The sequence below is a fragment of the Rhodococcus sp. NPDC057529 genome (genome assembly GCF_042802055.1).
In the GTDB taxonomy this organism is placed as follows: domain Bacteria; phylum Actinomycetota; class Actinomycetes; order Mycobacteriales; family Mycobacteriaceae; genus Rhodococcus_F.
Map to the genome: position 1 here is coordinate 113,526 of NZ_JBHVEY010000002.1, position 15,377 is coordinate 128,902.

Here is a 15,377-nt window from a genome sequence, read left to right on the forward strand (position 1 = left end):
CATACCCACGGCACCTCCTCACACCTCGAATGCCCTTTGCGACCCCTATGGCTGGATCGCCTCCGATCGACCTTCGACGAGCCCTCGGGGCAAGGAGCAACGAAAGCCGTTGGAGAACTTACTCTTCGGGTGTAGGGGACCGATACTGCATGAACTATGACGTCGGCCGGTGCGGGTCGTAAGGAGATAAGATGAGATTCGTCGTCCCCCTGAAGGATCTGACTCTGCCGGCTCCGCGCGCGGAGGAATGGGAATGGCAGGTGAACGGGGCCTGCCGCGGTGAGGATTCGAATCTGTTCTTCGAAACCGGCACGTCACTCGTGGAAGCGCGAGCCAAGCGGATCTGCTCCGAGTGCCCGGTGCTCGAACAATGCCGCCAGTTCGCCGTCGATGCCAGTGAACCATACGGAATTTGGGGCGGGATGACACCTCGCGAGCGCGAGCAATTCCGGCGACAACGCAAATGGTTCACTCCCGACCTCAGGGTCGGCTGAACGATCGGGCGGGTGAGCTCTGATCGCGGAATACGTAATTTTCCCGATGTTCGGGCTCGGCGACTCGCCATACGGTGTGTTCCGCACCACAGCAATCGCCCATCTGCTGGTTGTTCGACAGACCGGACCGGGTCCGTGGTGAACCGATATGCGCAGGATCGCTGGACTCGACCAGCGGTCGTACCGGTCTCAATGGAAGGTTCTCTATGTTTCGCATCGGAGTAGACATCGGTGGCACGTTCACCGACCTGTATGCCTGGGATGAATCCAGCCCCACGGCGTCCGGTGTTCGCACCGCGAAGGTGCTGTCCACCCCACACGACCCCTCGGTCGGAGTGTTGAATGCACTGCGGGAGGCGGGCATTGCGCCGGCCGAGATCTCGACGTTCATTCACGGCACGACGATCGCGACGAACGCGCTGATCGAACGGAAGTATCCGGAACCGGCCCTGATCACCACCACCGGATTCCGCGATGTCCTCGAGATCGGGCGGCAGCGCCGCAAGGCGCTCTACGACCCGTACCAGGTCAAGCCGCAGCCTCTGATCAGCCGGCAGAACCGGTACACGGTCACCGAGAAGCTCGGCTCCGCCGGCGAGGTGGTCGTGCCCCTCGACCTGGACGAACTGCGCCGGGTTGTCGAAACCATCAAGGCGCGGGGGATCACGAACGTCGCGATCGCGTTCATCAACTCCTACCAGAACGGTGAGCACGAACGTCAGGCTCGTGAGGTCGTCCTGGAGGTGATCCCCGAAGCGCGGGTGGCGCTGTCGTCCGAGACGCGTCCGAAGGTGCGCGAGCTGGGCCGTTTCGTCACCACCGCGATCCGCGCGGCGATGCTCCCGGTGGTCGGCGATTACATGTCACGGCTCGAGGAGCACCTCGCACAGGAGGGGTCGACGGCTCCGCTCTACATCGTCAAGAGCAACGGCGGGATGATGAGCAGCGCGACCGCCAAGGAACGCCCGGAGGAGCTGATCGAGTCCGGTCCGGCCGGCGGCGTCGCGGCCGGGGCCTACCTGAGCAGACTGCTCGACCACCCCAACGTGATCGTCACCGACGTGGGCGGCACCAGCTTCGAGGCGGCCTTGCTGGAGGACGGCCGCGGCCTCGTGACCGACGAATACGAACTCGAATGGGAGATGCCGGTCATCGTCCCGATGCTCGACATCCGCAGCATCGGCGCCGGCGGCGGGTCGATCGCGTGGATCGACGACGGTGGATCGCTGCGGGTCGGCCCGCAGAGCGCCGGCTCGGTGCCGGGCCCGGCCTGCTACGGACGCGGCGGAACCGCACCGACCGTGACCGACGCGAACCTGGTCCTCGGTCGCATCAGCCCCGACCTCGGCGGCAAGTTCACACTCGACATCGACGCGGCCGAACGCGCGGTGGGAACTATCGCGAAGCAGCTCGGCCTCGAGCTGGCCGAATGCGCCGAGGGTATCGTCAAGATCGTCGGCGAGTCCATGGCCTCGGCCATTCGAATGGTGTCCAGCGACCGCGGTCGCGACCCCCGTGACCACACGATGGTCGCCTTCGGTGGCGCCGGCGGTCTCCACGCCTTCGACATCGCGAAATCCGCTGGCGTGCAACGCATCGTCGTCCCCGGGTACGCTGGTGTCGCCTGCGCCTTCGGCGCGATCACGATGGACGTCCGGCACGATCTCGAGTCGACGTTCTACGCACCGCTCGACGGACTCGACATCGACGCCCTCAACGCCGCATTCGACGATCTCGAGCAGCAGGCCCGGGCTCTTCTCGACCGCGACGGCGCCGCAAGTGATTCCGTGTCGATCGACCGCTTCGCCGCGATGTGCTACATCGGTCAGTCCTACGAGGTGTCCACGCCCGTCCCGAGCGGACGTCTGGACGAGGAATCCCTCGGCCAGATCAGCAAGGCCTTCTACGCCGAACACGAGCGCGAATACGGGTTGTATTCCACCGAGTTCCCGATGGCGATCGTCAACCTCCGGATCACGGCTGTCGGCCTCACCGAGAAGCCCTCGGACGAGGCGATGGCCAGCAGCGCACAGAACGGCGTGAGCTACCAGCCCACCCAGCGCGATGTCTATTTCGACGGACAGTTCTCGAAGGTCGACATCCACAACACAGCATCGATCGCCGCGGGCACCGACATTCCCGGCCCGGCAGTGATCGAACAAGAACACGGCGTCGTCGTCGTCCCCGCCGACGCTCGAGCCCACGTCGACAACTACGGCAACGTGATCGTCGCAAGCAAGGAGACCGCGAAATGACCGACACCCACGCCTCCACGGCCGATCGAACCCTGGACCCGGTCACCTTCGAAGTGATGCGGCGCGGCTTCGAATACACCTGTGAGCGGATGAGCCAGGTCCTGCAGAAGTCGTCGTTCTCCCCGATCATCTACGACATGGTCGACTTTTCCAACGCGGTCTTCGACGCCGACGTCGAGCTGATCGGCCAGACCGCCAACTGCCCCGTGCATATTGCAGCGATGCACTTCAGCGCCCGCGCCTCCCTCGAGCGCTACCCGAAGGAGGACCTCCGGCCCGGAGACGTCATCGTCCTCAACGACCCGTACATGGGCGGCACCCACACTCCGGACGTCACGTTGACGGCCCCGATCTTCCACGAGGACGAGCTCCTCGGGTTCGCCGTCTCCCGCGCCCACTGGACCGACGTCGGGCAGACCATGGACACCCACATCGCGGGTGAGGGTCTGCGGTTGCCGCCGTCGAAGCTGGTCTCGGCCGGCGTCCTGAACCAGGACCTCGTGGCGATCATCAAGAACATGACCCGCACACCGCAGTACATCGAGGGAGACATCCAAGCCCAACTCGGTGCACTGTGGGCCGGACGCGACGAGATCCTGCGGCTCGCGGGCAAGTACGGTACGGCCACGCTGCGGCAGGGCATGTCCGAGGTTCTCACCTACACCGAGATCATGACCCGCCGGGCGATCGAGCGGATCCCCGACGGCCGCTACGAGGGCACCGACTACGTCGACAGCGACGGCTACACCGACGACCCGGTCGTCGCCCGAGTCGCGCTCGAGGTGAAGGGCGATCGCATCCACGTCGACATGACTGGCAGCGACCTGCAGGTCGAAGGCCCGATCAACTCGCCGTGGGCCAACACGGTGTCGGCGATCTACTACTCGCTCAAGTTCTTCCTCAATCCGTCGGCGCCGGCCAACGCGGGCGTGTACCGGCAGATCGACATCACGATCCCGGAAGGAACCTGGCTCAATCCGCGCTGGCCCGCCCCGACCCTGGGGTGCACGACGGCGGCGTCGTCGAAGGTCACCGGCGCCATCTGGACGGCACTCGCCCACGCGATTCCCGACCGGATCGTGGCATCGACGTACGCCGAGTGCAACTGGTTCACTGCCAGTGTCGCGGACCCGGAGACCCGTGAGGTGCAGGTGTTCTCCGATCTTCCCGCCGGCGGGTGGGGTGGCACCCCGTTCAACGACGGCATGCACGTGACGATGGATCCGCTGGGCAACTGCCAGAACCTTCCCGCCGAGACCGCGGAACTGTTGTTCCCCATCCGGTACAACGCGTTCGAGATGCTCACCGACTCGGCGGGTCCCGGACGCTTCCGGGGCGGAGCCGGCGTCCGGCTCGAGGTCGAGTTCGTCGGGCGCGGTCAGATCATCACCATGGAGTCCTCACGCACCCGCCAGGGTTCTCCCGGCACCAACGGTGGTGGTTTCGGCAGCACCCAGAAGCAGCTGCGGCGCAACGCATCCGGAACGCTCGAGACGATCGGCGGAACCGACGAGACCGGTAACTGGTTGCCCCAGATGCTCGGCGGCGTCCAGTTTCGTCCCGGCGAATCCTTCGTGTTCGAAAGCGGCGGCGGTGGCGGATGGGGCGACCCGTTCGCCCGTGACCCGGAAAGTGTCGCGCGGGACGTGCGGAACGGAATCGTCTCCCGGGCCGCGGCAGAGGAACACTACGGCGTGGTGCTGAGCGGCGACCTCACCGTCGACGATTCGGCGACGACCACTCGCCGGGCGGCCGCGCCCGCCCGGTAGCGCGACGACCGAGAATCACCCGTGCCCTGTCCGGCATCGACGATGCCGGACAGGGCACGATCGGCATTCGGGCGCCCCGTCAGGGGGCGCCGTCCGGCCGGGCCGGAATCCACGGTGGCCGACGAAACGTACCCGAGGCGTAGATCGCGGGAGCGATCATGACATTTCGGCCGTTCTGGACCTGATACGTCGCATGTGCCTGCGACAGCGACGGATCCCACGACCCGCTTCCATAGCTGAGCGTGCTGTGCTCGTAGGGAGCGAAGCTGTACGCCCCGTTCACGCCGCGGTACCGGACGTCGGCTATTCGCGCGGTCACCGCATCGAAGTCGCGGATATCGGTGAGTTGGCCCCAGGCTTGCGCCAGAATATGCACCCGATCGTAGGAAATGCAGGCGTGCGAGCGCCCCGGGGGCCGGCCGAACCGGGTGGTGTATCGGCTGGCGAACTCGTGCCCGAGTCGGTCGGAGTAGGTTCCGGTCGTCGTCGCCCACACGATCCCCTCCGACCGGTCGTCGACGAGACGGCGGAAGGCCGGCACCGAGGGCGCATAGATCGAGTAGAGCAGGGTGTCGGTGGGCTCGGTGAGAAACGAATCGACGAACTGTGCATGATCGGGGGCGAAGAAACTGCCCAGCATCACCGCGGCCGCCCGGGTGGCCCGAACCTCGTGCGCGGCACTCGCCCAGGCGGAGGTCGAATCACGCCGGTCGAGAGCGCCGACCGTCGTCAGCTCCCACCCCTGCTCGGCGGCCAGGCGCGTGGCGGCGTCGATGCCGAAATCAACGATTTCCCAGAGGCTTTGCTGTACCACGGCGAGTCGAGTCGAGGACGGCGTCCACTGCCGGGAGTCGCGGAGTTCGGTCATGAAGGCGACGAAATTGGATGCGTAGAGGGCATCGCTGGGGCAGAACTGGAACACGCCCTTGTACCGTTCCGGATTGCTCGCCACCAGTTTCCCGATGACCGACGATGCCGACGAATGCATGAACGGGACGCCCTCGACGCTCGCCGCTTCGATGGCCAGATCCTGGCCGGCCAGGTACCCGGAGGTGATGACGTCGATCTTCTTCCGCAACAACTCGTCGACCGTGGCGCGTACGCTCGCGCTCTCGTCGATGTCGAGGCCGGCGACCTCCATCCGGATCTCACGGCCGTGGATTCCGCCCCGCGCGTTGATCTCCTCGATCGCCAACCGGGCTCCGTTGAGCATCTCGACCCCGTCGTCCAGGCCCCGCCCGGCCACGGGCACGAGCGCGCCGATCACGATCGGCTGCGCCTCGGCAGCCGGCCGCGGGTTCCACCGCTTGCGGGGTCCGCGGGTCCCCGCCGACCGCACCAGGCGGCCGACCCGCAGGGTCTCGAAGCCGGGCGCCGACAGGGGGAATGGGAGGCCGACGAGCCCGATGTCGAGAGCGCGGGTGGCGACCGTCGATCGGTTCGGGGCGTCGAATTTGCGCATGACGTGGTCGATATGGGTGGTCACCGTTCGGGTGCTCACCGACAGAGATTCGGCAATCGCGGTGCTGGCGAGACCGCCGATCAGCAGGGTGACGACGTCGAGTTCTCTTCTGGTCAGCGCGAAAGGGAGCTCCGCGCCTACTGTGGCACGAAGGTGGGCGGAAGCGAACCCGGCGTACTTGCCTTGCGTGATCGCGACACGGACGAGTGCGCCCGTGGGGTGACCGGTCCACACGAAGTTGACGTGCTCGTCGTTTTCGGCGAGGAACCCGAGCGCGAGATCGACCAGCGCCGGCGGGAGGACGCAGTCGCGGAGTTCCGCCGATTCGATGTGCGCCACGGACCCGTCGTGGAGGACGTGGGCATCGATCGACCACTGCTGAACCAGCCCGATCCCGCTCTTACCCATTCCGTCCTCCAGACGAACCCGGACCACAGCCGCAGTGCGCCGCCCTCCCCGGAAGCGGCTACCCGCGACACCGCCGACCTGTCGCTGCCACCCAGCCTATCGGGGTGGGGGAGCGCGCCAGGGTCCTCCGGTAACGCGGTGTCACATCGGCGGCAGCGGGCGGGGCGACTTCAGAGTGCGACGTATTTGGTGTCGAGGTATTCCTCGATTCCTTCGGTGCCGCCCTCACGGCCGAAGCCGGAGTGCTTGACGCCGCCGAACGGGGCGGCGGCGTCGGAGATGATGCCGCGGTTGACGCCGACCATTCCCGTGTGGAGGGCGCCCGAGACCCGGAGCACGCGGTCGAGGTCGCGGGTGTAGAAGTAGGCGGCCAGACCGTATTCGGTGTCGTTGGCGGCGTCGATGCCTTCCTGCTCGGTGTCGAACCCGATCACGGCCGCGACCGGGCCGAAGATCTCCTCCCGCAGCAACCGGGCGTCACGGGGAACACGGTCGAGGACGGTGGGGGAGTAGAAGTACCCCGGCCCGTCGGGGGCCTCGCCGCCGGTGCGGACTCGGGCGCCGCGGTCAACGGCGTCGCGGACCAGGTCGGCGACGATGTCACGCTGGCCGGCGTTGATCAATGGCCCGATCTGGGTGTCCGGGTCGGATCCGGGGCCGAGTCCGAGCGCGGCGATCCGGGCGGTGAGCTTGTCGGTGAACTCGTCGATCACAGCACCCGCGACGTGGAATCGGTTGGCCGCGGTGCACGCCTGCCCGCCGTTGCGCATCTTCGCCGCCATCGCCCCGTCGACGGCGGCGTCGATGTCGGCGTCGTCGAAGACCACGAAGGGTGCGTTGCCGCCGAGTTCCATCGAGGTGCGCAGCAACTGGTCGGCGGAGTTGCGCACCAACCGCTTCCCGACTGCGGTGGATCCGGTGAAGGTGAGCTTGCGCAGGCGGGGGTCGTCGATCAGAGGCCCGGTCAGTGCGGCGGCATTGGACGTGGGCAGGATCGACAGCACGCCCGGGGGCAGCCCGGCGTCGGCGAAGACCTGACCGAGCAGCAGCATCGTCAACGGGGTTTCCTCGGACGGTTTGACGATGACGGTGCAGCCGGCAGCGAGCGCGGGACCGATCTTGCGGGTGCCCATGGCCAGCGGGAAGTTCCACGGGGTGATCGCCAGGACCGGGCCGACCGGCTCCTTGGTGACGAGGATGCGCCCGTTGCCGGCCGGAGCTCCGGCGTAGCGGCCGGAGAGCCGGACGGCTTCCTCGCTGAACCAGCGCAGGAACTCCGCCCCGTAGGCGACCTCGCCGCGACTTTCGGCCAGCGCCTTGCCCATCTCCAGGGTCATGATCTGCGCGAAGTCCTCGCTGCGCTGGGTCAGCAGGTCGAAGGCTGTGCGAAGGATCTCCCCGCGCACCCGGGGCGCCGTGGCCGCCCACTCCTCCTGCGCCGCGGCGGCGAGGTCGAGGGCCCGCAGACCGTCGCCCGGGTCGGCATCGGCCACGTAGGTGAGGATGTCTCCGGTCGCCGGGTCGTGTACCGGCAGGGTGGCGCCGGACGACGCCGGCGTCTGGTGTCCGCCCAGCCACAACTGGGTGGGTGCTGCGGCGACGATGCTCGAGGTGGCGGTCATCGAATTACCTTTCGAAGGTCCTGACGGGTCCGGGACGCGCTACCCAGGCCCGCCCACAGGGTTCGGTCGGGCCGAGGGCGTCTCGGGCGGTCAGTCCCGGGTTGCGGTGGTTGCGCGGCGGCGGGTTCGGTGCGGGTTCGGTGTCAGCGCCGAGGTTTCCTCGAGCGAGCGGCCCGCGGTCTCCGGGGCCCAGGCGAAGCAGACGATGAACCCGGCAAGGGTGAGGAGCGCCCCGAATCCCATGGTGGGGCCGATGCCGAGGGCGTCGATGCTGATCGGGAGCAGGTAGGTGCCGGTGGCGGCGCCGATACGGCTGATCCCCACCGCGGCACCGACCGCAGTCGCGCGAATCTCGGTCGGGAACAACTCGTTCGGGTAGATCCATTCCAGGATGCTGGGCCCGCCGGAGGCGAACGCGTACACGCAGAAGGCGACCACGATCATCCACACGGGCCCGTCCGGGATCAGCCACAGCGCGGCGAGCGGGACGGCCATGACCGCGAACGGGATGATGGTCATCTTCCGCCGCCCGACGGTCTCCACCCAGCGCAGCGCCGGTAAGCAGCCGACGGCGAACAGCACGATGATCACCGTCTCGACGAGCAGCCCGGCCGAGCCGGCATCGGAGATCGCGAAGCCGGCGAGGATCACCGGCAGAAAGGTGAGCAGGGCGTACTGCGGGGTGATCTGCGCGAGGTACAAGGTCCCGCACATCACCGTCCGCTTCAGGTACCCGCCGCGCAGAATCGCACCGAAAGATGCCTTCTTGGAGCCTGTTTCGTCCGGCGCCTGATCGGTGAGGTCGAGCGTGCGCCCATAGACCGTCATGATCACCGACTCCGCCTCGGCGACGCGGCCCTTGTTCAGCAGCCACCGGGGTGACTCGGGAATACCTCGCCGCGCGAGCACCACGACGACACCGAGAACCGCGGCGGTGCCGAGCATCCACCGCCACTGCTCGTGCCCACCGGTGGCTCCGACGATGACCGCGCCGACGATGTAGGCGAACGCCGCACCCACCGACCAGCTCACCCCGGTCAGTCCGATCATGAAGCCACGCTTCTTGGTCGGCGTGAACTCGGTGAGCAGTGAGGTCGCGATCGGGTAGTCGGCGCCGATCGCCAGTCCGATGATCAGGCGCAGGACGATCAGTTGCCACGCCTCCTGGACGAAGATGCACAGCACGCATCCGCCGACCAGGACGGTGAGGTCGAGCGCATACATCTTCTCCCGGCCGATCCGGTCCGTGAGGGCACCGAACAGGGTCGCGCCGAAGAAGATGCCGATCAGGGACGCGGCGCCGATGAGGCCGACCTCGGCACTCGACGGCATCAGGTCGGCCTTGATGCCGACGAGCGCCACACCGATGATGCTCAGGACGTATCCGTCGAGAAAGGGCCCACCGCAACAGGCGATCAGCAACTTGCGGTGGAAGCGCGACGTGGGCGCTTCGTCCATGACGTCGAATGTCTTCATCTGCGTTCCTCTGAGGTGTGTTCGCGAGAGGCGGTGTAGAGGCATGTCGTTCCCGCGTCTGGAGCGCAACGGGTGGCGACCCGAAGCGCGGACGGTACGAAACAGTAGAGGACCCCCGGGTCCGGGCATATCGTGTTGAAGTACGGAACAGGTCGTCAACTACGTACTGACGTACGAGTGTGGATGCCGGGTTGATGTGCCACAGTCGACGGCATCGCCCACCACATATGCGTTCCACCGCTCGGCACGTCAATCCGCAGAGAAGGTCGGCGTGCTCCACAGAAAGGCACTCGATGTCGACCGCGATCGAATTCCCGACGTTGTTCAGCTCCCTCGATCTGGGGTCGATCACCCTCGCGAACCGGATCTTCTCCTCCGGCCACGACACGGTGATGGCACACGACGGCCAGGTCACCGACCAACTGGTCGCCTACCACCGGGCCCGCGCCGAGGGCGGTGCGGCCCTGATCGTCATGCAGGTCGCCGGCATCCACGAAACCGCCCGCTACACCTCGCACGTACTGATGATCACGGACGACAGCTGCATCCCGGGATACCGCCGACTGGCCGAAGCGGTCCACGAGCACGACTGCAAGCTCATCTCGCAGATCTTCCACCCGGGCCGCGAGATCATGGAATCGCAGGACGGCGCCCTGCCGGTCGCCCTCGCACCGTCGGCCGTGCCGAACGAGCGGTTCCACGTCATGCCCCGGGCGTTGAGCATCGAACTGATCGAGGAGATCGTCGCCGGCTATGCCAGCGGAGCCGCCCGACTGAAGAGGGCGGGACTGGACGGGGTGGAGATCACCGCCAGCCATGGATATCTGCCGGCCCAGTTCCTGAATCCGCACACCAACGTTCGTGACGACCGCTACGGCGGGAGTCTCGAGAACCGGATGCGCATGTTGCGCGAGACCGCGGCGGCGGTCCGGGCGGCCGTCGGTCCCGACTTCGTGGTCGGCGTCCGGATCTCCGCCGACGAACGCACCTTCGACGGCACCGACTCGAGTGAGATCGTGCAGCTGTGCCGAACGCTCGACACGGACGGGCACATCGACTACCTCAACGTCACCGAAGGCACGTCGGCCAGCCAGAGCGGGTCGACCCACATCGTGGCCCCGATGGCGTACGCGGCGGCGTACACCGCCCCCTCCGCAGCAGTGATCAAACAAGCAGTGTCCGTGCCGGTCCTGGTTGCCGGGCGCATCAATCAACCCCACGAGGCCGAGGCAGTGCTCGCCGGCGGGCAGGCCGACGCCTGCGCGATGACCCGCGCCCTGATCTGCGATCCCGATATGCCGGTGAAGGCACAGACCCGTCGGGTCGACGAGATCCGCGCGTGCATCGCGTGCAATCAGGCCTGCATCGGACATTTCCACCTGGGTTATCCGATCTCGTGTATCCAGCGGCCCGAGACCGGCCGAGAACTGCAGTTCGGGAAACCCACCCCGGCGGCGCATTCCAAGAAGGTCATGGTCGTCGGCGGCGGCCCGGCCGGGATGAAGGCCGCGGCCGTCGCTGCGCAGCGGGGGCACCGTGTCACCCTCTACGAAGCCGCCGGCCGGGTCGGCGGGCAGGTACTTCTCGCCGAGAAGCTGCCGCACCGCGGTGAATTCGGCGGAGCGGCGACCAACCTGATCGCCGAGATCGCGCGCTCCGGAGTAGAGGTCAAAACCCGTACGTGCGTCGACATCGACCTCGTGCGCCGAGAAGCCCCGGACGAAATCGTGGTCGCGACCGGCGCGGTCCCGTACCGGCCCGAACTCGAACTCGACGACGCCCTGCCCGTGTGCGACGCCTGGGATGTCGTCACGACCGGCGCCGCCGACCTGCCTCGTGGACGCATCGTGATCGCCGACTGGCGATGCGACTGGACCGGACTCGGTGTCGCGGAGATGATCGCCCGCAGCGGTGGGCGCAAGGTCACGCTCTGCGTCAACGGCAATGCCGCGGGGGAGATGCTGCAGCAGTACACACGAAATGCGATGCTCGCCGCCGTGTTCGAGGCGAACGTCGAGATCATCACCAACGTCCGCCTCTACGGCGCCGACGAAGACACCGTGTACCTGCAGAACACGCTGACGGCCCAACCGGTTCTCGTCGACGACGTCGCAGGTCTCGTACTGGCGCTCGGGCACCGGCAGAACGACACTCTGCTCCGCGAACTCCACACGCTGGGGACGCCGGTCCACGCGATCGGCGACTGCATGTCGCCGCGCACCGTCGAGGAGGCGACCCTGGACGGACTGCGGGTGGCGAGCGGTATCTGAGCTCCTGGTGTCTGCGCGTGAGGCAGCCGGCGCCGGTGCTAGTCGCTGCCGCCGCGGCTGATCCGGAGAGCGGTCAACGCCATCCAGAACGAGGCGATATCCGCCGAGCTCTTGGTGCTCCGGCCGGAGAGTGATTCGATCTTCTTGAGCCGGTATGCCAGCGTCTGGCGGTGGATCATGAGCTTGTCTGCCGCGGCCGCCCAGCTCCGGTCCACGGTCAAGAACGTGTCGAGGGTCTCGACCAGTTGGGTCTGGTTCTTCTCGTCGTGGTCCATCAGCTCACCGAGAATGGCGCGCGCCGCGAAGTGCGCCTCGCTCAGCGTCCGGGGAAGGAACAGCGGAGCGGCGGTGGAATATTCCGCGACGGCGCTGCCATCCGCACGCGCGGCCTGCAGCGCCCACCGCGCCTGCCGGACACTGTCGGGGACCCGCTGCAGGGTGGAGGTGCCGGCAGACAGGCCCAGATGGGGGATGTGCGGACCCAGCAGGTCGACGACGGCCTCGATGTGGTCTGCCGCCAGCAGCAGGTAACCTTCTTCGCCCACCACACACGACAGCTTCGGTGTCTCGTTGTCGCCGAGAACGATGCGAGCCGCCCGCAGATCGGGGGAGTCGAACCCGACTACCATCCACGCCCGGTCGGCCAGATCCACCTGCTCGAGGCGCGGTTGGGCGGCATCCGATCCCAAGGTTCCGTCGATGATCTGCTCGAACAGTGCAGCCCCGAGTGCGTCGTCTCGCTCGCGGTGGCGGGTGACCCTTTCCACCTCGATTCCGATCAGGCTCTGGGCGTGCAGCAGACCGAACGCGTCGAGATCGACGTCGGAGGTGCCGACGGCGACCAGCATGCAGGGGCGGTGGGTGGGGAGGGGGAAGGCGGTGGCGGCGAGTGTTCCGTCCACCTCCACGGCGAGCCGTGCGGGTAGCCGGTCGAGTCGGCCGTCGAGGCGATGGCACAGTTCGCGGATCGTCGGCTCGTCGACCCGGCCGTTCCGTGCGAGCACCTCGGTGCGGTACTCGACGTCGACCACGTGCAGTTCGTAGCCGAGTTCGATGGACAACCGTTCCAGCAGTGGCGATTCGGATTCGGTCATCGTCGCCGACCTGGCCACCTCGTACAGGCGGCTGAGCCGGGCGATCCGGCTGATCTGCTCGCTCTGACTGGCTACGGCCACCGTGCGGCCCATCGCCGAGAACGGCGTCGAATGCGACACGGTGAGCACCGGGAAGTCGAGAGCATCGGCCTCGGCGAGCATCGCGGCAGTCAGGGGAGGCGCCTTCATGTCGTCGCCCACCGCGATCCCGGCGATACCGGCCCGTGCGAGCTGGCGAACGAGTTCGACCTGGTCGCCTTCCTCGGCCGGGACGCAGATGCCGGTGGTCATCAGCAACTCGTCAGTCGCCAGCCAATTCCACGGGTCCTCCAACTCGCACGAGTGCGCCCACATCACCTTGCGGTCCAGCCCACCCGCCCCGGCGATCGTCTGGCACCCCAGCTGACGCATGGCGACGAGGTCGCCGACGGTCAATTCCGACAACGTTCGTTCCTATCTGCCTCGTCGGTGGTGTCGCACATTCTTTCGTTTCAGAGTATGTCAGATCGCAACATCTTCATACTCCGAGACGATCGCGGTTCGGTGGCTTCTCGCCTAACGTCGAACCCGGATTCGGGCCGACCGCGCAGCCCACGGGCTGCCTCAGATTTCTCTCGATCGACGGGAAGACAAAGTGGAAACCTTGCAGAAAACGAGCGACTTCGCCAACGGCGGGGTGTCCTTCTGGTTCCGAGACATCGGACTGCCGGCCAAGCGCGCCCCGCTACCCGGCCCGATCGACGTCGACGTCGCGATCGTCGGTGCCGGGCTCACGGGTCTGTGGACCGCCTACTACCTCGCTCAGGCCTCACCCGACCTGAGAATTGCGATCATCGAGAAGGAGTTCGCCGGATACGGTGCCTCCGGACGCAACGGCGGATGGCTGAGCGGGGAACCTGCCGGACAATTCCGTCGCTACGCCAAGACGCACGGCGCCGATTCCGCAAAATTGCTGCAGCGGAACATGTTCGACACCATCGACGAAGTCATCTCCGTTGCGTCGCGCGAGGGCATCGACGCCGACATCGTCAAGGACGGCCTGATCCACGTCGCCACCAACGCAGCACAACTCCAACGCCTGACCCACCACGTCGATCACCTGCGCACCCAAGGATGGGGAGCCGACGACCTGTTCCTGCTCACTCCATCCGAACTGGGCGAACGAGTGCAGGTGGCGGGAGCACGAGGTGGGTTCTGGACCCCGCATTGCGCGCGCATCCACCCCGCAAAGTTCATGATCGGCCTGGCGGAGGCCGTGGAACGCCTCGGCGTCACCATCTACGAAGACACCGCGGCGGAGACCATTTCCGCGGGCACGGTGGCCACCGGCCGGGGCACGGTGACCGCACGATACGTCGTGCAGGCTCTCGAGGGATACACCGACAGCATCGCGGGTCAGCGACGCAAACTCATGCCGATGAACAGCAGCATGATCGTCACCGAGCCGCTCTCCCCGTCGGTGTGGGCCGAGATCGGCTGGCCGGGAGCGGAACTGGTCGGCGACAGCGGACACAGCTTCGCCTACAGTCAGCGCACCGCCGACGGGCGCATCGCGCTCGGCGGCCGGGGCGTCCCCTACAACTTCGCCTCGTCCTTCGCCGCCGACGGTTCCACCGCGCACAAAGCAGTGGGTCAACTGATGGAGAAGCTTCAGGCGATGTTTCCGGCGGTGGCAGGTTCGTCGGTGCAACACACCTGGAGCGGCGTCCTGGGCGTACCGAGGGACTGGTGTGCCGCGGTGAACTTCGACCGGCGGACCGGAATCGCGAACGCCGGAGGGTACGTCGGACACGGCCTGACCGGTACCAACCTGGCAGCCCGCACCCTGCGCGATCTGATCCTCGGTGACGACACCGAGCTCACGCGGTTGCCCTGGGTCGGACGGCACGCACGCCGCTGGGAAGTCGAACCCATCCGTTGGATCGGTGCGTCCGCCCTCTACGCCGCATATCGCCACGCCGACCGCCGCGAAACACATTCACCACGGCCCGAGACGGCCATCACCGCCAAGATCGCCGACACGATCAGCGGCCGCTGACCTCCACCACCTCACTCGAAGGAACACGAATGACCACTGACACGAACATGATCGAGATCCGCGAGGCGCCGTTCTCCTGGGCTGAATCCGTCGAATACAGCCAAGCAGTGCGCGTGGGGGACACGATCTACACCGCCGGCCACGGCGGATTCGACGACGCAGGTGAACTGGTCGGCGGCGGATTCGTCGAGCAGGCGCGACAAACATTCCGGAACATCGACGCCGCGCTGCGCGCGCACGGCGCCGACCTCGCCTCAGTCGTCAAGATGACCGTGCACATCCCCGACGTCGAAAACTACGCGGTGTTCAAGGAGGTTCGTCGCGAATTCCTCCAGGAACCGTGGCCGGCCTCCACCGCAGTCGGATCCCCACTGCTCGTTCCCGGAATGCTGATCGAGATCGAGGCAATCGCCGCAGTCGGGGGACGTCGCATCCTCGTGGACTGACCATGCGCAGACCGCGGGGCGGAGGTGTTCCATCCCGGGCGGA

Annotated in this window: 10 protein-coding genes; 6 read left to right on the forward strand and 4 right to left on the reverse strand. The window is 66.9% G+C overall.

What is annotated here, in order from left to right; genetic code table 11:
- The first annotated feature begins 191 nt into the window (after positions 1-191).
- From ACFU5V_RS03715 to ACFU5V_RS03725, 3 genes are all read left to right on the forward strand, one after another.
- Positions 192-494, forward strand: coding sequence for a WhiB family transcriptional regulator (locus ACFU5V_RS03715; RefSeq protein WP_378696946.1), 303 nt, complete (start codon positions 192-194; stop codon positions 492-494).
- A gap of 206 nt (positions 495-700) precedes the next feature.
- Positions 701-2,749: a hydantoinase/oxoprolinase family protein gene (locus tag ACFU5V_RS03720; protein WP_378696948.1), complete on the forward strand. Its 2,049-nt coding sequence runs from the start codon at positions 701-703 to the stop codon at positions 2,747-2,749.
- Positions 2,746-4,518 carry a hydantoinase B/oxoprolinase family protein gene (locus tag ACFU5V_RS03725; RefSeq protein ID WP_378696950.1) on the forward strand — a complete coding sequence of 591 codons (1,773 nt, stop codon included), beginning with the start codon at positions 2,746-2,748 and terminating at the stop codon, positions 4,516-4,518. The genes ACFU5V_RS03720 and ACFU5V_RS03725 overlap by 4 nt, the downstream gene beginning before the upstream one ends.
- A 79-nt stretch (positions 4,519-4,597) precedes the next feature.
- Here the strand turns inward: ACFU5V_RS03725 and ACFU5V_RS03730 are convergent, their stop codons facing one another.
- From ACFU5V_RS03730 to ACFU5V_RS03740, 3 genes are all read right to left on the reverse strand, one after another.
- Positions 4,598-6,388: an ABC transporter substrate-binding protein gene (locus tag ACFU5V_RS03730; protein ID WP_378696952.1), complete on the reverse strand. Its 1,791-nt coding sequence runs from the start codon at positions 6,386-6,388 to the stop codon at positions 4,598-4,600.
- Positions 6,389-6,558: 170 nt separating this feature from the next.
- Positions 6,559-8,010, reverse strand: a complete 1,452-nt coding sequence (locus tag ACFU5V_RS03735) for an NAD-dependent succinate-semialdehyde dehydrogenase (RefSeq protein WP_378696955.1) — start codon at positions 8,008-8,010, stop codon at positions 6,559-6,561.
- Between the two features lie 90 nt (positions 8,011-8,100).
- Positions 8,101-9,486 (reverse strand): MFS transporter, encoded by a 1,386-nt coding sequence (locus ACFU5V_RS03740; protein WP_378696957.1) that lies wholly within the window; start codon positions 9,484-9,486, stop codon positions 8,101-8,103.
- Between the two features lie 293 nt (positions 9,487-9,779).
- On the opposite strand from ACFU5V_RS03740, the gene ACFU5V_RS03745 reads away from it, so the two are divergent.
- Positions 9,780-11,756 carry an FAD-dependent oxidoreductase gene (locus ACFU5V_RS03745; protein WP_378696959.1) on the forward strand — a complete coding sequence of 659 codons (1,977 nt, stop codon included), beginning with the start codon at positions 9,780-9,782 and terminating at the stop codon, positions 11,754-11,756.
- Between the two features lie 38 nt (positions 11,757-11,794).
- On the opposite strand, the gene ACFU5V_RS03750 is transcribed toward ACFU5V_RS03745, so the two are convergent.
- Positions 11,795-13,294 carry a PucR family transcriptional regulator ligand-binding domain-containing protein gene (locus ACFU5V_RS03750; protein ID WP_378696961.1) on the reverse strand — a complete coding sequence of 500 codons (1,500 nt, stop codon included), beginning with the start codon at positions 13,292-13,294 and terminating at the stop codon, positions 11,795-11,797.
- Between the two features lie 199 nt (positions 13,295-13,493).
- On the opposite strand from ACFU5V_RS03750, the gene ACFU5V_RS03755 reads away from it, so the two are divergent.
- Together ACFU5V_RS03755 and ACFU5V_RS03760 are read left to right on the forward strand one after the other, a co-directional pair.
- Entirely contained in the window at positions 13,494-14,888 is a 1,395-nt protein-coding gene (locus tag ACFU5V_RS03755) for an NAD(P)/FAD-dependent oxidoreductase (protein ID WP_378696963.1), read from the forward strand.
- Between the two features lie 29 nt (positions 14,889-14,917).
- Positions 14,918-15,334 (forward strand): RidA family protein, encoded by a 417-nt coding sequence (locus ACFU5V_RS03760; RefSeq protein ID WP_378696965.1) that lies wholly within the window; start codon positions 14,918-14,920, stop codon positions 15,332-15,334.
- Positions 15,335-15,377: the final 43 nt, after the last annotated feature.